This is a genomic window from Sphingomonas sp. PP-F2F-A104-K0414 (assembly GCF_004340945.1).
Classification (GTDB): domain Bacteria; phylum Pseudomonadota; class Alphaproteobacteria; order Sphingomonadales; family Sphingomonadaceae; genus Sphingomonas.
In genome coordinates this window covers 52,033-68,806 of the sequence record NZ_SLYD01000003.1, presented here as the reverse complement: position 1 = coordinate 68,806, position 16,774 = coordinate 52,033, and the positions used below count along the sequence as shown (strand labels likewise).

16 protein-coding genes are annotated in these 16,774 nt (G+C 66.9%); 11 read left to right on the top strand and 5 right to left on the bottom strand.

All coding sequences use genetic code 11. The annotated features are described in order from the left end of the window. Positions 1 to 104: 104 nt before the first annotated feature. Entirely contained in the window at positions 105 to 401 is a 297-nt protein-coding gene (locus C8J46_RS07535) for a sel1 repeat family protein (RefSeq protein WP_132737094.1), read from the bottom strand. A gap of 78 nt (positions 402 to 479) precedes the next feature. Beyond that, the gene (gene panC, locus C8J46_RS07530) at positions 480 to 1,319 is read right to left on the bottom strand and encodes a pantoate--beta-alanine ligase (RefSeq protein ID WP_132737091.1); all 840 of its coding nucleotides are present in this window, start codon (positions 1,317 to 1,319) and stop codon (positions 480 to 482) included. A gap of 75 nt (positions 1,320 to 1,394) precedes the next feature. On the opposite strand from panC, the gene C8J46_RS07525 reads away from it, so the two are divergent. From C8J46_RS07525 to C8J46_RS07490, 8 genes are all read left to right on the top strand, one after another. Next, positions 1,395 to 2,213 (top strand): division plane positioning ATPase MipZ, encoded by an 819-nt coding sequence (locus C8J46_RS07525; RefSeq protein WP_132737088.1) that lies wholly within the window; start codon positions 1,395 to 1,397, stop codon positions 2,211 to 2,213. Next, positions 2,210 to 2,476, top strand: a complete 267-nt coding sequence (locus tag C8J46_RS07520; protein WP_132737085.1) for a DnaJ domain-containing protein — start codon at positions 2,210 to 2,212, stop codon at positions 2,474 to 2,476. The genes C8J46_RS07525 and C8J46_RS07520 overlap by 4 nt, the downstream gene beginning before the upstream one ends. 143 nt (positions 2,477 to 2,619) lie before the next feature. Then, a complete protein-coding gene (locus C8J46_RS07515) occupies positions 2,620 to 3,999 on the top strand; it encodes a phosphomannomutase/phosphoglucomutase (RefSeq protein ID WP_132737083.1) in 1,380 nt (459 codons plus the stop codon). A gap of 333 nt (positions 4,000 to 4,332) precedes the next feature. Next, entirely contained in the window at positions 4,333 to 4,788 is a 456-nt protein-coding gene (locus C8J46_RS07510) for a PH domain-containing protein (RefSeq protein ID WP_132737080.1), read from the top strand. Between the two features lie 27 nt (positions 4,789 to 4,815). After that, on the top strand, positions 4,816 to 5,595 hold the full coding sequence (locus tag C8J46_RS07505) for an exonuclease domain-containing protein (RefSeq protein ID WP_132737077.1): 780 nt from the start codon (positions 4,816 to 4,818) through the stop codon (positions 5,593 to 5,595). Positions 5,596 to 5,809: 214 nt separating this feature from the next. Next, positions 5,810 to 7,318 (top strand): sensor histidine kinase, encoded by a 1,509-nt coding sequence (locus C8J46_RS07500; RefSeq protein WP_132737074.1) that lies wholly within the window; start codon positions 5,810 to 5,812, stop codon positions 7,316 to 7,318. Beyond that, positions 7,315 to 7,758, top strand: a complete 444-nt coding sequence (locus C8J46_RS07495; RefSeq protein WP_132737071.1) for a response regulator — start codon at positions 7,315 to 7,317, stop codon at positions 7,756 to 7,758. Before C8J46_RS07500 ends, C8J46_RS07495 begins: the two co-directional genes overlap by 4 nt. Further along, the gene (locus C8J46_RS07490) at positions 7,758 to 8,804 is read left to right on the top strand and encodes a histidine kinase dimerization/phosphoacceptor domain -containing protein (protein WP_132737068.1); all 1,047 of its coding nucleotides are present in this window, start codon (positions 7,758 to 7,760) and stop codon (positions 8,802 to 8,804) included. The genes C8J46_RS07495 and C8J46_RS07490 overlap by 1 nt, the downstream gene beginning before the upstream one ends. 117 nt (positions 8,805 to 8,921) lie before the next feature. On the opposite strand, the gene C8J46_RS07485 is transcribed toward C8J46_RS07490, so the two are convergent. Further along, on the bottom strand, positions 8,922 to 9,530 hold the full coding sequence (locus C8J46_RS07485; RefSeq protein WP_132737065.1) for an NADPH-dependent FMN reductase: 609 nt from the start codon (positions 9,528 to 9,530) through the stop codon (positions 8,922 to 8,924). Positions 9,531 to 9,728: 198 nt separating this feature from the next. Here C8J46_RS07485 and C8J46_RS07480 point away from each other — a divergent pair, with 198 nt between their 5' ends. The 3 genes from C8J46_RS07480 (at position 9,729) to C8J46_RS07470 (ending at position 14,111) form a co-directional block, all read left to right on the top strand. Continuing rightward, positions 9,729 to 11,879, top strand: a complete 2,151-nt coding sequence (locus C8J46_RS07480) for a transglycosylase domain-containing protein (protein ID WP_165886487.1) — start codon at positions 9,729 to 9,731, stop codon at positions 11,877 to 11,879. A gap of 307 nt (positions 11,880 to 12,186) precedes the next feature. Further along, positions 12,187 to 13,194, top strand: a complete 1,008-nt coding sequence (locus C8J46_RS07475) for a beta-eliminating lyase-related protein (protein WP_132738184.1) — start codon at positions 12,187 to 12,189, stop codon at positions 13,192 to 13,194. Then, positions 13,191 to 14,111 (top strand): EamA family transporter, encoded by a 921-nt coding sequence (locus C8J46_RS07470; protein ID WP_132737060.1) that lies wholly within the window; start codon positions 13,191 to 13,193, stop codon positions 14,109 to 14,111. The genes C8J46_RS07475 and C8J46_RS07470 overlap by 4 nt, the downstream gene beginning before the upstream one ends. On the opposite strand, the gene C8J46_RS07465 is transcribed toward C8J46_RS07470, so the two are convergent. After that, positions 14,024 to 14,860 carry an NAD(P)-dependent oxidoreductase gene (locus tag C8J46_RS07465; protein ID WP_132737057.1) on the bottom strand — a complete coding sequence of 279 codons (837 nt, stop codon included), beginning with the start codon at positions 14,858 to 14,860 and terminating at the stop codon, positions 14,024 to 14,026. The genes C8J46_RS07470 and C8J46_RS07465 overlap by 88 nt on opposite strands. Beyond that, positions 14,857 to 16,539 (bottom strand): M28 family metallopeptidase, encoded by a 1,683-nt coding sequence (locus C8J46_RS07460; RefSeq protein WP_132737055.1) that lies wholly within the window; start codon positions 16,537 to 16,539, stop codon positions 14,857 to 14,859. Before C8J46_RS07460 ends, C8J46_RS07465 begins: the two co-directional genes overlap by 4 nt. Positions 16,540 to 16,774: the final 235 nt, after the last annotated feature.

Sequence of the window (16,774 nt, the reverse complement as noted above, 5' to 3'; positions counted from 1 at the left end):
CTTGCGGGAGGGGCTAGGGGAGGGACCGAAATATCTCACGAACGCAACGCTCGCGGTCATCCCCTCCCCCAACCCCTCCCGCAAGCGGGAGGGGAGCCCTAGAATTAAGCAGCCCGGCGTTGCGTCAGCTGCATCCAATCCCGCGCGGCGCGCTGCGCCACCGAGATCTCCCGAGCGGTCATGTCCTCGGCGATCTCAGCCCGGCATTCCTGCGCGGCGATGTTCCCCGACACCGCCGCCAGGTTAAACCACTTATGCGCCTCGATCAGATCGAGAACGACACCCGACGTCCCCGTCGAATACACCATCCCCAGTTCGTAGCACGCCCGGTCGTCGCCGCGCGCGGCATCCGCCAGACGGCGTTCGATCGTAATATTCGCGTTCTTGAGACTGCTGCCCATGGTCTTGCCCCCAATGTTCGTGAGGGCAGAGTGCCGTGATTCAGGCTACGAAATGGTTAATGGGTTAACGCGCGTTTTTTACAACTCTATCGCGATGTTATCGATCAGCCGCGTCGCGCCCATCCGCGCAGCCGCCAGCAACCGCCGCGGACGATCTATCGCCGGGTTCTCCGCCAGCGTCTCGGCATCCGCCAGCGCGACGTAATCGATCGTGAACCCCGCCCCGACCAACGTCGTCCGCGCATCGTCCAGCACCGACTCCACGTCCTCGCCCTTCGCGATTGCCCGCGCCGCAACACCCAGAGCGCGTGGCAAGGCGATCGCCTGCTTGCGCTGCTCGTCATCGAGATAGATGTTCCGCGACGACATCGCCAAACCATCGTCGTCGCGCTGCGTCGGCACGCCGACGATATCGATCGCGAAATCGAGATCTGCGACGAACCGCCGCACGACGGCGAGCTGCTGGTAATCCTTCTCGCCGAAATACGCCGCATCGGGGCCGACCTGGTTGAACAGCTTCGACACGACCGTCGCGACGCCGTCGAAATGACCGGGCCGCGAGGCGCCATCGAAGCCCTCACTGACGCCCGACACGCGTACCGACGTCGCGAAACCCTCGGGATACATCGTCTCGACCGACGGCAGCCAGAGCAGGTCGCATCCCGCTTCGGTCAGCATCCGGATATCGGCCATCTCGCGCCGCGGATAGCGCGACAAATCCTCGTTCGGCCCGAACTGCGTCGGATTGACGAAGATCGACGCGACGACCTTCGTGCCCGGCCGCTTTGCCGCCTCGATCAGCGCGACGTGGCCGGCGTGGAGCGCGCCCATCGTCGGGACGAGCGCGACGCGCTGCCCCGCCGCACGGAAGGCGGCGACGCTTTCGCGCAACGCATTAAGGTCCCGGACGGTGTCCACGTGAAACTCCTACTCGATAAGTGCGGTCGCGGCTTCTATGAAGGGTGACAGTCTCGATCAATAAGGAAACGCGCGTTGGCCACGGGCCCCGAACAGACCCCCGCTTCGCCGCACGTCATCGTGTTCGCCAACGAGAAGGGCGGCACCGGCAAGTCGACGACCGCGGTGCACGTCGCGATCGCACTTGCTGCCAAGGGTGCGCGCGTCGCGTGTCTCGATCTCGATCACCGCCAGCGCACCGTCGGCCGCTATCTCGACAACCGCGCCGAAACGATGAAGCGCAATGGCTCGGTGCTGCCGATGCCGCGCCACGCGACGCTGTCCGACCAGAGCGAGGACCAGTTCGAGGACCTGTGGCACTCGCTGTGCGAAGGCTCGGATTTCCTGGTCGTCGACACGCCCGGCCGCGACGATCCGTTCGCGCGCACCGCGGCGGCGCTCGCCAACACCTTGGTCACGCCGATGAACGACAGCTTCGTCGACTTCGACCTGATTGGCCAGGTCGATCCCGAAACGTATCAGGTGACTCGCCCGAGCTTCTATTCCGAACTCATCTGGGATGCGCGGAAGCAGCGCGCACGCGCCGACGGCACCACGATCGACTGGGTCGTCCTGCGCAACCGCCTCCAGCACATCGAGGCGCGCAACATGCGCCGCGTATCGGACGCGCTCGCGCAGCTGGCCAAGCGCGTCGGCTTCCGGATCATTCCGGGGCTCGGCGAGCGCGTGATCTACCGCGAGATGTTCCCCGCCGGCCTGACGATGATCGACTCGAAGGCGTTCGGCAGCATGGGCCTTGGCCACGTCGCTGCGCGCCAGGAACTGCGCGAGATGATGGCGGCTTTGCAGTTGCCCGAGGTGGTCGCCGAGCGTGCCCCGGACGTGGCTGCGTGAAGTGGATCGTCGCCGCGCTGTTTATCTGGGCGGCGTGGCATTACCTGCGCCCGAAGCCGAAACCCAAATCTGAACGGCGTGAGGTGACGGATGAAGCGGAAGCGCGCTCGATCCTGGGCATCGATCGCACCGCGGACGCCGATGCGATCCGCAGTGCGCACCGCCGCCTGATCGCGTCGGTTCACCCCGATCGCGGTGGCTCCACCGACCTGACCCGCCGGGTAAACGCCGCGCGCGACCTCCTGCTGAAGCGGACCCGGTAACCCCCGTTATGCCGGGCTCGTTCCGGCATCCACCGTTCCGCACTCTCGATAGTTGTGAGAGCGCGGCACCGTGGCCCCCGGAACAAGTCCGGGGTGACGGTGGTAGGGTAATCCCACACGCAACCGAGATCGGAGAGAGGCCCATGACCCACCAGTTCGACCCGACCTCGCTCCGCGAATACGACATCCGCGGGATCGTCGGCAAAGCGCTAGGCCCCTCTGACGCCGTGGCGATCGGCCGAGGCTTCGCCACCCGCATCCGCGCCGCCGGCGGCACCCGCGTCACGGTCGGCTATGACGGCCGCAATTCCTCCCCCGAACTCGAAGCCGCGCTTGTCGCCGGCCTCACCGCCGGCGGCGTCGACGTCGTCCGGATCGGCCTCAGTACCTCGCCGATGCTCTACTACGCCGAGGCCATTCTAGAAGTGGATGGCGGCATCCAGGTAACCGGCAGCCACAATCCCCCCGAGTATAACGGCTTCAAGATGGTGCATGCGCACGCGCCATTTTTCGGCGACGACATCCAGGACCTCGCCGCGCTCGCCGCATCGGGCGCCTGGAGCGAAGGCGCGGGCGAAGTCACGACCGCCAACGTGCTCGACGCCTATGTCGGGCGGCTGATGCTCGGCTACGCAGGCGGCGCGTACCGGATCGGCTGGGACACCGGCAACGGCGCCGCCGGCCCGGTGATCGAGAAGCTCGTGAAGCTCTTGCCGGGTGAGCATCATGTGATCTTCGCCGAAGTCGACGGAAATTTTCCCAACCATCATCCCGATCCTACCGAAGAGGCGAACCTCGCCGATCTCAAGCGCCTGGTCGCGGAGAAGAACCTCGATTTCGGACTGGCCTTCGATGGCGACGGCGACCGGATCGGTGCGGTCGACGGGTCGGGACGGGTAATCTGGGGCGACCAGATCCTCTCCATATTGGTCGAACCTGCGCTGCGCGAGCATCCGGGCGCGCCGATCGTTGCGGACGTGAAGTCTTCGCAAGCGCTGTTCGACCGAATCACCGCGCTGGGCGGCGAAGCGGTGATGGCCCCGACCGGCCACAGCCTGATGAAGACGGCGATGACGCGTACCGGCGCGCCACTCGGCGGAGAGTTGAGCGGGCATTTGTTCTTCGCCGGTGAATATTACGGTTTCGACGACGCGCTGTATGCGGCGGTGCGGCTGATCCGTGCGGTGCATCTGTCCGGTCGCTCGCTCACCGAACTGCGCGACGGGATGCCGGCGCTGGTGGCGACGCCCGACCTGCGCTTTCCGGTCGAGGATGCGCGCAAATTCGCGGTGGTCGACGAGGTGATCGCGCGGTTGAAAGAGGATGGCGCGGAGATGGACCTCACCGATGGGGCCAGGGTGACGACACCTGAAGGCTGGTGGCTCCTCCGCGCTTCGAACACGCAGGCAATGCTGACGGTGCGTGCGGAGGCGAAGGACCAGGCCGCGCTCGATGCGCTGCTCGCGGAGGTAGACACGCACCTAGCAGCGAGTGGCGTGACCCGCACCACCTCGGCTCAATAGAATACCACCCCGGCGAAGGCCGGGGCCCAATTGGAAAGGTGGACATAACGGGGGGCTACCCAACGTTAGCAACGTCACCCAATTGGGCCCCGGCCTCCGCCGGGGTGGTGCAGTTGGAGGACGCTCGCAACGTAGCAGTCCAATACGCGGCGCTATGATCGAAATGCGTGGCATAGCCAGATTCTAACCGTTCCCCCGCAAAGGCGGGGGTCCAGAAGCCACGAATGCCGGCGCCCAGAACCCTGGACTCCCGCCTCCGCGGGAGAACGGCAGGACGATTGACACGCGACCGCCCCAGTCTACCGTCCCGCCACCACCCCAAGGAGTCCCCAAGTGGAGCGCCCAGTCGACGAATTCCGCTCCAGCACGCGCCGCTGGCTGCTCGGCAGCTTTGCCGGTTGGGGCACGCTACTCACCTGCCTCGCCGGCATCGGCTTCGTCATCATCGGCATCCGCTGGCTCAAGAACCGCAGCGCCAGCTACGAGATCACCGACCAGCGCCTGATCATCAGGCGCGGAATCCTGTTCAAGACGATCGACGAGATCGAGCTCTACCGGATCAAGGACGTCCGCCTTGGCTATTCGCTGCTCAATCAGATGACCGACATCGGCACGATTACGCTCACCTCGAGCGACCGCACGACGAGCGGCGGCGAATTCATCCTCCGCGATATCCCGATGGCGCGCGACCGCCGCGAAGGCCTGCGCAAGCTGGTCGACCGCGCGCGCCAACGGCGCGGCGTCCGCGAGATGGATATCGACCATGAGGATGCATACGCGCTGGATTAAGCGCGCTTTTGTCCCCACATGGCGGGCATGGCGCCCCCCTACCCCAAGCCCAAACAGCAACCGCAGATGATCCGAGTCGTCGACCTGGAGACCACCGGTTCCGCCCCGCCCGCGCACGGCGTCTGTGAGATTGGCTGGCAGGACGTCGCGCTCGGCGAGGACGGCCGCTGGGAAATCTACGGAGAGGGCGGCAGCATCCTCGTCAACCCAGGCCGCCCGATCCCACCGGTCACGCAGGCGATTCACCACATCCTCGACGAACAGGTCGCCGACGCGCCCTATTGGCACGATTGCGCGCGGCAAGTGCTCGATCCCTGGCCGCGCCGCCTCGCGCTCGCCGCGCACCGCGCCGATTTCGAGCAAAAATTCTGCACGTCTGCGCTGACCCGCGATGCCGAGTGGATCTGCACCTGGAAATGCGCGCTCCGGCTCTGGCCCGACAGCCCGAGCTTCTCGAATCAGGTGCTGCGCTATTGGCGCAAACCCCACGGCATGGAGCACGAGCGCGGTTTGCCGGCGCACCGCGCCTTCCCCGACGCGTACGTCACCGCGTTCCACCTCCGCGACATGCTCAACGAGGCGAGTCTCGCGCAGCTGCTCGAATGGTCGCGCGACCCCGGCCTAATCCCGCGCGTCCGTTATGGCCCCGATCGCGGCAAGGAATGGTCCGAGCTCGATCACGAGACCTTGATGGCGTTCATGACCGACCGCGACCCCGACATCCGCTTCACCGCCAACCACGAAATGGACCGGCGCAGCGGCGGCGGCCGCGTCGGCAAAGCCAGCGCGCAGGATCTGCTGCTGTAGCACCCCTATGATTCTCCCCCGCCAGGGGAAGGTGGTTGGCGCTTGTTAGACGAAGGGGGAGGTAAGGGAAACCGATGTTCCGTATCCTCCCCCTCCGTCGCCTTCGGCGCCACCTACCCCTTGCGGGTGAGGATCGTGAAGCGGTCGCGCCCCTTGCTTCACGTCTAGCCAGTATCGCTGGCGTAACGACCGGCCCTGACGTAGATCGCCCCCAATGGTAAGCGTCCGTCTGAAATTGCCCTCGTCGGAGGGGCGGGTCGCCCGCTGGCTGGTCGCGTTCATGACGCTCGGCTTCATCGCGCTTGCCGCTGCGGCGATCGCGATCGGCTGGATCACGATCCGCAATCGCACCTACACCGCCGAGATCCTCCACACGCAGGACGTCCGCCAGGCGATCGCCACGCTCCAGATCCAGATGGAGCAGTCCGAGACGGCGCGGCGCGGCTATGTCCTCGCCGGCACCCCGCTGTTCGCAACCGCCTACACCCGGACCGCGGGCAACATCGTCCCCTCGATCGCCACGCTGCGCCGCCTGACCCACGACAACCCCGCACAGATCACGCGACTCGATCGGATCGAGCCGCGCTTCGTCCGGTTGCGCGCACTCAGGACCCAATCGATGGCACTGGTCGCGTCGGGCCAGATCGCCGAGGCACAGCGCCGGTTCGCAGTCGATGCCAGCGTGCCGCTGATGCGCGGCATCCGCTACCGCCTCCAGGCGATGGCCGCCGACGAGGTCCGCCTGCTCGCGATCCGTACCCAACGCCAGCAACGCAGCAGCGCGCTTTTCCTCTCGGTCGCGGGCCTCGCCGCCGCGCTGCTGCTAGTCGTGGCGATCCTCGCGATCCTGGTGATCCGCCGCTACACCGCCGATCTCGCCGCCTCGCGCGACAGCCTACGCGAACTCAACGAATCGCTCGAGGATCAGGTCGCGACGCGCACCGCCGATCTCAGCCGCGCGAACGAGGAGATCCAGCGCTTCGCCTATATCGTCAGCCACGATCTGCGCTCGCCCCTGGTCAACGTGATGGGCTTCACCGCCGAACTCGCGACTGCGGCCGGACCGCTCGCCGACCTCGTCGACCGCGCCGAAGCCGAAGCGCCACACATCCTCACCGCCGACGCCCGGCTGGCGGCGCGCGAGGATCTGCCCGAGGCGATCGGCTTCATCCGCACCTCGACGCAGAAGATGGACCGGCTGATCAACGCCATCCTCAAGCTGTCGCGCGAAGGCCGCCGCACGATCGCGCCCGAGCATATCGACCCCGCGCAACTGGTCGACACGATCATCGGATCGATGCAGCACGTCATCGACGATCGCGGCGCGGTCGTCCGCGTCGAGCGGCCGATCCCCGCGGTCGTCACCGATCGCCTTGCGCTCGAACAGATCCTGTCGAACCTGATCGAGAACGCCACCAAGTATCTGAAACCCGGCCGCCCCGGCGAGATCGTCGTGCGCGGTCACAAGGAACGCAACCGCGTCATCCTGTCGGTGGTCGACAACGGCCGCGGCATCGATCCGCGCGATCACCAGCGCGTGTTCGATCTGTTCCGCCGGTCCGGCCCACAGGACCAGCCGGGCGAAGGCATCGGACTCGCGCATGTCCGCGCACTCGCCTATCGTCTCGACGGCACGATCGACGTGCAGTCGACGCTCGGCGACGGCGCGACCTTCCGCCTTAATCTTCCCAGCGCACTGACGATCCAGGATATCACGGCATGAACCAGCACCAGACCGTCGGCATCGTCATGATCGAGGACGACGAGGGCCACGCACGGCTGATCGAGAAGAACATCCGTCGCGCCGGGATCCTGAACGACATCAAGCACTTCACCGACGGCACCAGCGCGCTCGACTTCCTGTTCAACGCCGCCGACGGGCCTGCGAAAAGCGGCCCGGCGATGATCCTGCTCGATCTCAACCTGCCCGACATGAGCGGCACCGACATCCTCACGCGGATCAAGGCGGAGGGCAGCCCGCTGCGCCGTACGCCCGTCGTCGTGCTGACCACCACCGACGACAAGGTCGAGATCGAGCGCTGCTACGATCTGGGCTGCAACGTCTACATCACCAAGCCGGTCAATTATGAGAGTTTCGCGCAGGCGATCCGCCAGCTCGGGCTGTTCCTGTCGGTGATCCAGGTTCCAGACGTCGAGAGCTGATGCCGACGACCGTGCCTTTGTCCCCTAGCGTCCTGTACATCGACGACGACGCCGGTATCCGGCGGCTGGCGGCGCGCGCGCTCGAACGCCGCGGCTACCGCATGACGGTTGCCGAGACCGGCGCGGAGGGCGTCGTCAAGGCGGCGGCCGAGCGTTTCGACCTGATCGCGGTCGATCACTATATGCCTGGCATGGACGGCTTGGAGACGCTCGAAGCGCTCCGCCGCCTGCCCGATCATCCGCCGATCGTGTACGTCACCGGCTCCGAGGAAGGCCGCATCGCGGTCGCCGCGCTGAAGGCCGGTGCGTCGGATTACGTCGTAAAGACCGTCGGGGAGGATTTCTTCGACCTGCTCGCAGCGTCCTTTGCACAGGTCCGCGCGCGCGCCCTGCTCGAACAGGAGAAGGCGTCCGCCGAAGCCGATCTCCGCGCCAGCAACGCCCGGCTCGAGGCGTTGCTCGGCGAGGTGAACCACCGCGTCGCCAACTCGCTGCAACTCGTCTCGGCGATGGTCCGCCTCCAGGCGACCGCGCTCACCGACCCGTCCGCGCGCGAGGCGCTGGAGGATACGCAGCGCCGCATCCAGGCGATCGCGCAGGTCCACCGCCGACTCTACACCAGCAACGATGTCGAGAGTGTCGACATGCAGGAATATCTGGGCGCACTGGTCGACGAACTTGCCGAGACCTGGTCGACTGACGCCCTCCCGCGCGCGCTCAGCCTTGCTGCCGAACCGATCCGCCTGCCGACCGACCGCGCGGTATCGCTCGGCGTGATCGTCACCGAACTCGTCACCAACGCCTGCAAATACGCCTACCCCACCGGCGGCGGCGAAGTTCGCGTCGCGCTGCGCCGGATCGACGACGACATCTTCCTGCTGGCGGTCGAAGACGATGGCTGCGGCATCCCCGAAGACGCCGTCCCACGCGGCACCGGTCTAGGCACGAAACTGATCCGTGCGATGGCGCAAAGCCTGCAGACGATCGTGGAGTACGACCCGACGCACACCGGCGTCAGAGCCACCCTCCGCGCGGCGGTACGGTAAAGGGTACGACACCTCAGAACGCCCCGACCCCGTTCGTGCTGAGCGAAGTCGAAGCACCCTCGCTTGGGGCGTATCCTTCGACTTCGCTCAGGACGAACGGACGATAGCGCCAACCTGTTAGTTCGCAGGCTCCGACAACGGCGCAAACCTCGCCACCTGACGCCCGACCAGCCGCAGCTGCTCGATCACCGCAGGATCGTTCGCGCCGCCCTCGTCGTCGAACTTCGTCACCTGCGTATTGATTGCCGCCGCAAACGGTGTCGGCCACCCCCGCAGCGCATGGACGATCGAGCGCAGCGCCGCGATCGTGCTGCCGGTCGCCTGCCAGCCATAGGCGGTGGCGATCAGTCCGACCGGCATGTCCGCCAGATACGGCCGTTCGTCGCGCGACGTCTCCTCGAGCAGGTCGAGCGCGTTCTTCACCACGCCGGAGATGCTGCCATGATAGCCCGGGCTGGCGATGATTACCGCGGATGCGCCGCGGACAGCCTCGACGAACGCGCGTTCGTCCGCGGTCCGCGTCGTCGCCTTCGGATCGTACAGCGGCAGCCGCGCCATGTCCGCGCCGCCGAACATCTGCGTGCGGAAACCCTGCTTCTCGACCGCATCGAGCGCGATCCGCAGCGCGCGCTCGGTCGACGACACCCCGCCGATCGTGCCGCCAATGCCAACGACCAAGGGAAGAGTATCGGGAGCGGTCACGGTTTCATCCTGTTCGAATGTCATGCACCCGCTCTTCCCCGTTTCGTTGCGCGATGACAACAGGGCTTGGGTCGGTTCTCGCTCCCCGACCACCACGAACGCTGTCGCTAAGCCCCCGTACACGTTAAGCATGTGCATACGCCGGTCACAGGCTTGCCCGAGCTGTCGTATGACGATAATACACCTGATGTCCGCCGCTTGGCCGACCCGCTGGAACGACCGATGCGCCCCGATCCCTTCGACACCAACCGTTCCAGCTCAAGCGGCGACCGCGAGCCCTATGCCTATGAGCGCGAGCGTCTGATCACCGAACGCGAACGCCTGCGCCAGAAATACGATCGCGAGCGCGATGGCGAGGAGCCCTACGACGATCGCGATGCACTGCCGCCCTACGCGACGCCCCGCGCCCCGCGACGCAAGCGCCCGATCGGTCGCTGGATCCTGCGCGGGCTGGGGATCGGCATCGTCCTGCTCGTGATCGCGATCATCTGGCTGGCGATCACTGCCCCCTTGTCGAAGTCGCTCCAGCCGCCCACCCCGCCTTCGATCACGCTGACCGCAGACGATGGCACGCCGATCGCGCGACGCGGTGCGATCATCGGCAAGCCGGTCGACGCGGCCAAGCTTCCGCCGCATGTCACGCAGGCGTTCCTCGCGATCGAGGACCGGCGCTTCTATTCGCACTGGGGCGTCGATCCCCGCGGGATCGCGCGTGCGGCGTGGGCCAACATGGGCTCGGGCGGCGTCCGCCAGGGCGGCTCGACGATCACCCAACAGCTCGCCAAGAACGCGTTCCTCGATTCGGACCGCACCGCGACGCGGAAAATTCGCGAGGCGATGATCGCCTTCTGGCTGGAGGCTTGGCTGTCGAAGAACGAGATCCTCTCGCGCTATCTCTCCAACGTCTATTTCGGCGACAACACCTACGGGATCAGCGCGGCCGCCAAGCATTATTTCGGCCGCACCCCCGACAAGCTCAACGTCGGCCAGGCGGCGATGCTCGCTGGCCTGGTCAAGGCGCCGTCCCGCCTCGCCCCCACGTCGAACCTGGAAGGCGCGCGCAAGCGGGAAGCCGTCGTGGTCGGCGCGATGGTCGATGCCGGCTTCCTCACCAAGGCGGAGGGCGATGCGGTCCAGCCACAGCGCGTGCTCGGCAGCCGCCCGTCGCAGCTCCCCAACGGCACCTATTTCGCCGACTGGATCCTCCCCGAAGCGCGCGACCAGGCGGGCGAGATCAAGACCGAAGCGACCGTCCAGACGACGCTCGATCCCCGCCTCCAGCGCGCAGCCGAACGTACCGTCGCGCGCGCCGGCCTCCGTGAAGCACAGGTAGCGCTGGTCGCGATGCGCCCCGATGGCCGGGTCGTCGCGATGGTCGGCGGCAAGAACTACGCGAAGAGCCCGTTCAACCGCGCGACGCAGGCACGACGCCAGCCCGGCTCGACGTTCAAGCTGTTCGTCTATCTCGCCGCGATGCGCCAGGGGATGACGCCCGATTCGACGATCGAGGACCGCCCGGTGACGATCGGCGACTGGACGCCGAAGAACAGCGATGGCCGCTATCAGGGGACGATCACGCTGCGCCAGGCGTTCGCGCGCTCGTCCAACGTCGCCGCCGCCCGGCTTACGCAACAGGTCGGCGTCAAGGCGGTGATCAAGGCGGCGCGCGACCTCGGCATCTCGACGCCGATCCCGAGCGAGGCGACGATCGGCCTCGGCACCTCGACGGTGTCGCTGCTCGAACTGACCGCCGCCTATGCCGCGATCGCGCGCGAGCAATATCCGGTCCAGCCGCGCGGCCTCGCCGATGTGCGCGAGAAGGGCTGGTACCAGTCGCTGACCGGTGGCGCGACCGAGATGCCGAGCAAGATCCACGACGAGATGCTCGACCTGCTGGCGGCCTCGATCCGCACCGGCACCGGGCGCGGCGCGAACCTGACCGTGGACGCGTTTGGCAAGACCGGCACGACGTCAGACAACAAGGACGCGCTGTTCGTCGGCTTCGCGCGCGACCTGGTGGTCGGCGTGTGGGTCGGCAACGACGACAATTCGTCGAACCCCGGTTTGTCGGGCGGCGGTATCCCCGCGCGGATCTGGCGCGACTTCATGCAGAGCGCGCTGGGGATCGCACCGATCGCCGCCCCTGCTCCGGCGGTGGAAGAGGTCGACCCGGATGCGCTCCCTGCGGACGACCAGGACAATTCGGTGCTGCCGCTCGGCGGCGAGATCGAAGGCCTCGGCTTCAACCTGAAGATGGGTGAAGACGGCACCATCTCCGTCGGCCCCTCCCGCCGCGACCGCGATGAGGGCCCGCCACCGCGCGACGATCGCCGGCCGCCGGAGGAAGACCCGGGAGCTTACGAGGGGCAGTAGGACTCCATAATCGCGAACTCGGTTGGGGCCTATTCGGTCGAACAAGTACACCTCCCCGGCGGAGGCCGGGGCCCAGTTGGAGAGGTCGCAGTAACGGCGCGCGGCCGTCGTCAGCAACGTTTCCCAACTGGACCCCGGCCTCCGCCGGGGAGGTGCTTGTGTTGAGGGCTCGCGTGCCGCTTCAGTCGCGACTTACCCTAACCGAATACCCCCGCGGGAGATCGCGCGGCATGGTGGATGCCGGAACAAGTCCGGCGTGACGAAAGCCCCCGTTGACGCCACCACCGCATCGCAGCATGTCCTGACCATGCGCTTCTTCTCCGACAACGCCGCCACGATCCACCCCCACGTCATGGCCGCGATCACTGCCGCCGATATGCTCGACACCGCCTATGCCGGCGACGCGTGGAGCCAGCAGCTCGACGGTCGTTTGTCCGCGCTGTTCGAGACCGACGTCGCCGTCCTCTGGGTCCCCACCGGCACCGCCGCCAACTGCCTGGCGCTCGCAGCACTCTGCCCGCCGCACGGCGGAATCGTCTGCCACCGCGACGCGCATATCCATAACGACGAGGGCGGCGCGCCCGAATTCTACACCCACGGCGCCAAGCTGTTCCTGGCCGACGGCGACGGCGCGAAGATGACGCCGGACACCATCCGCACCGTCATCGACGCGATCGCCGACGACGTCCACCGCGTCCAGCCACACGCGATCTCGATCACCAACGCCACCGAATATGGCCGTGTCTACCAGCCGCACGAAGTCTCGGAAATCGGCACGTTGGCGAAGGCGTGCGGGCTAGGCTTCCACATGGACGGCGCGCGCTTCGCCAACGCGATGGCACGCGTCGGCTGCTCCCCCGCCGAGATGACGTGGCGCGCGGGCGTCGACGCTCTGAGCTTCGGCTTCGTCAAGAACGGCGCGATGAGCGCGGAGGCGCTGGTCTTCTTCAAGCCCGAGCTCGCCGCCGTCACGCAATATCGCCGCAAACGCGCCGGGCTGTTGTTGTCGAAGGGGCGGTATCTCGCCGCGCAGATCCTCGCCATGCTCGACGACGACCTCTGGCTCGCCAATGCCAAGGCCGCCAACGACGGCGCGACGAAGCTCGCCGCCGCCGCCGCCGCCGGTGATCGCCTCGTCCACCCGGTCGAGGCGAACGAAGTCTTCCTCCGCGCCACCCCCGAAGAAGCCGTAACCCTTCGCGCGAAAGGCTTCGACTTCTACGACTGGGCCGCCGGCGAGATCCGCCTCGTCACCGCGTGGGACAGCCCGGCAGACGCGGTCGGCCTGCTCGCCGACGCCCTCCGCGAGCTGTGACCGGCCCCACCGACCCACCACAGTCGACCCGTGCGGCCGTACTGATCCCGTTCGGCATCGTCACGCTGATCTGGGGCTCGACCTGGCTCGTGATCCGCGACCAGATCGCGGTGGTGCCGCCGAGCTGGTCGATCAGCTACCGCTTCCTTGTCGCCGGAATCGCAATGGCGATCTACGCCAGCATCAAGCGCGAAAGCTTCAAGTTCGACGCCCGCGGCTACGCATTCGCGGCGGTGATCGGCGTCGCGCTGTTCACGTTCAACTTCAACTTCGTCTACCGCGCCGAGCATTACGTCACCTCCGGCCTCGTCGCGGTGGTGTTCGCCTTGCTGCTCGTCCCCAACGCGATCTTCGGCCGCATCTTCCTCAAGCAGCGCCTCGGGCGGCAGCTGATGGTCGGGTGCGCGGTCGCGATGGCGGGGGTCGCGCTGCTGTTCGTCAACGAAGCGCGGGTCGATCCGCACGGGCCGCGCTCGGCGACGATCGGCATCGTCCTGACGCTGTGCGGCGTGATGGCCGCGTCGGTCGCCAACGTCATCCAGGGCAGCGCGTTCGCCAAGCGCTATCCGATGGCGCCGACGCTGGCGATGGCGATGCTGATCGGCGCGTGCCTCGACGCCGCGTTCGCCTGGATCACCACCGGGCCGCCGGTGTTCGAGCCGCGCTTCGGCTATGTCGCTGGCATCCTCTATCTCGGCGTGTTCGCCTCCGCGCTCGCCTTCCCGCTCTACTTCAACGTCATCCGCGCGATCGGACCGGCCAAGGCCGCGTATTCGGGCGTGATCGTGCCAGTCATCGCGATGCTGCTATCGACGATCTTCGAGCGCTATCACTGGTCGACCTTGGCCGTCGCCGGCGCGATATTGTCCGGTATCGGCCTGTTCATCGCACTCAGCGCGCGCAGGCCCGCGCGGTAGTCGGGCCACGCGGGCGTCCAGCGGAGCACCCGCTTCGCCTTGCCGTTCGCCACCCGTCGGTTCTCGTTATAAAATCCGCGCCCCATCGCCGAGAGCTCCTCGAGCGTCACGAACGGCGGCGCGGGCATCCCGAGCAGCATCGCCGCGAACGCCACCACGTCGTTCTGCGACGCGGGCACGTCGTCCGCGAGATTATACGCCCCCGCTGGCGCGTCGAACCCGGCGATCACCCCCGAGACGATATCGTCGACATGCGCGCGGCTGAACACCTGGCCGGGTTGCTCGATCCGGTGCGCTTTGCCCTGCCGCACCCGGTCGAGCGGCGAGCGGCCGGGGCCATAAATCCCCGGCAACCGGAACGTCCGCGCACCAATGGCCAGCCAGTCCGCATCCGCCGCCGCCCGCGCGCTCCGACGACCACCACCAATCGGCGCAGTCTCGTCCACCCACGCGCCCTGCGCATCGCCGTACACGCCCGTCGAAGACAGATACCCGATCCACGCCCGCGTCCGCAGCAACAGCGAACCATAGCGCCCGAGCACAGGATCCGCCTCATGCTCGGGAGGCACCGACGACAGGATATGCGTCGCCGCCGCGATCTCAGCCGTCACTGCGTCAACGTCGTCGAATCGGAGCGTATCGCCGCGACCATCGCGCGTGGTGCCGACGACGTGCCAGCCATCCGCGGCCAGCCGATCCGCAAGCCGCGATGCGGTGTAGCCGAGACCGAAGACCAGCAGCCGGCTCATGGCGCGACCGCCGCGCCAGCCATCGGCCCATTATACAACGTCCCGAAATAATCGCCCGCGTTCCACACCGGCCGCTGTGCGCCATCGGCGATCTCGCGCGCGATCCGATAGTTCGCATCGACGAACCGCACGCCCTGATCCCACAGAATCGGCTGCGTCAGGTCGTCCGAAGGCTTGTGGTAATTGTTCGCCATGAAATACGCGACCGCCGCCTTGCCCGGCCCCTTCTGACCTGGCCACAGGAACACCGACGGAATCCCCTTCTGAACGAAGCGGAAGTGATCCGACCGGACGAAGATGCCCTCCTCCGGCATCGGATCGGGCGACAGGCCGACGCCGATCGCCGCGACCGCCTTCTGCACGATCGGGCCGATCGTCGAGCGCTCGGCACCGAACACCACCATGTCCTCGAACTTGTAGGTCAGGATCGGCATGTCGAGGTTCACGTCCGCGACGATCGAGGTCAGCGGCACGGTCGGGTGATTGGTGAAGTAATCGCTGCCGACCAGTCCCTTCTCCTCGCCTGTGACCGCGAGGAACATGATCGTACGCTTGGGCCCCTGCCCGCTGGCCGTGAAGCGCTTGGCCTCCTCGATCAGGCTGGCGATGCCGATCGCGTTGTCGAGCGCGCCGTTGTTCAGCGCGTCGCCCTTCACGGGTTTCGTGATGCCGATGTGATCGAGATGCGCCGACAGCACGACGACCTCCTTGCCGACCACCGGATCGCTGCCGGGGATCATCCCGACGACGTTGCTGCTCGCGGCAGGCACGAAGCTCGTCTTGGTCGCGACGGTCAGCGTACCGACCAGCGGCACCGCCTTGAACTTCGCGTTGTCGCCTGCCGCCTGCTTGGCGACCCGGCTCCACGGCGTCTTCGCACCGGCGAACAGCTTGGCCGCGCCGACCATGCTGACCGTGCCGAGCGATGGCGCGCCAGGCGCATCTACCTTGCCGGTGCCGTCGGAGTTCGCCCACGTCATCCGCGGCGTCGCATAGGAATCCGCCAGCTTGGCGAACGTCCGCACCTTGGCCGAGCGCGGGCTCTCCAGCGTGATCACGCCGACCGCGCCCTTGGCCTGCGCGATCGCAGCCTTTGTCCCGCCCGAGCCGAAGAACGCACGCTCCTCGCCACCGAACCGCGCGGGCGAGCCGCCGAAATACGCGACGATCTTGCCGCGCACGTCGACGCCCTTGTAATCGTCCTGACCATATTGCGGCGCGTCGATGCCGTAGCCGACGAACACCACCGGTGCTGAAACGCTGGTCTCCCCCTTCGCGCCGTTCGCAGCAGGCACGTAGTCCTCACCGAACACGAGCGGCTGCGCAGGCCCGCGACCGGTCCAGACGAAATCGCCCTTGCTCGCCGCCTTGTACGACACGAGCGGCACGGTCTGGAGATACCCGCCCTGATCGCCACCGGGACGAAGGCCTGCCGCATAAAACTGCGCAGCGACATATTGCGCGGCGATGTCGAACTCGGGGCTGCCAGCCTCACGCCCCTTCATCGCATCCGACGCGAGGAACAGCACGTGCGCCTTCATCGCCGCCTGATCGGCCGGCAGCGGTGCGGCAAGCTTGGCGTTCAACTCGGCATTGTTCGGAGCCGCAACGGGCGCAGTCTGTGCGAGCGCAGACGTAGAAAGCGCGAGCACCGCGAGCGCGCCGAGAGGACGATACATCCGGAAATCCTTGCAAAGGGAACGTGTTGTAGCGGCGTAGCATCCACCGTCACCCGCGCAAGCTTTGGGGTTCCAGACCCCGGAAAGAAGGACCCTGCCCGGCGAAGAAGTACCACCCCGGCGGAGGCCGGGGCCCAGTTGGGAAACGGTGCTGACGCAGGCTGCGTGCCGTTACTGCAACCTTTCCAACTGGACCCCGGCCTTCGCCGGGGAGGTGCATGTTGGGATGGAGTAC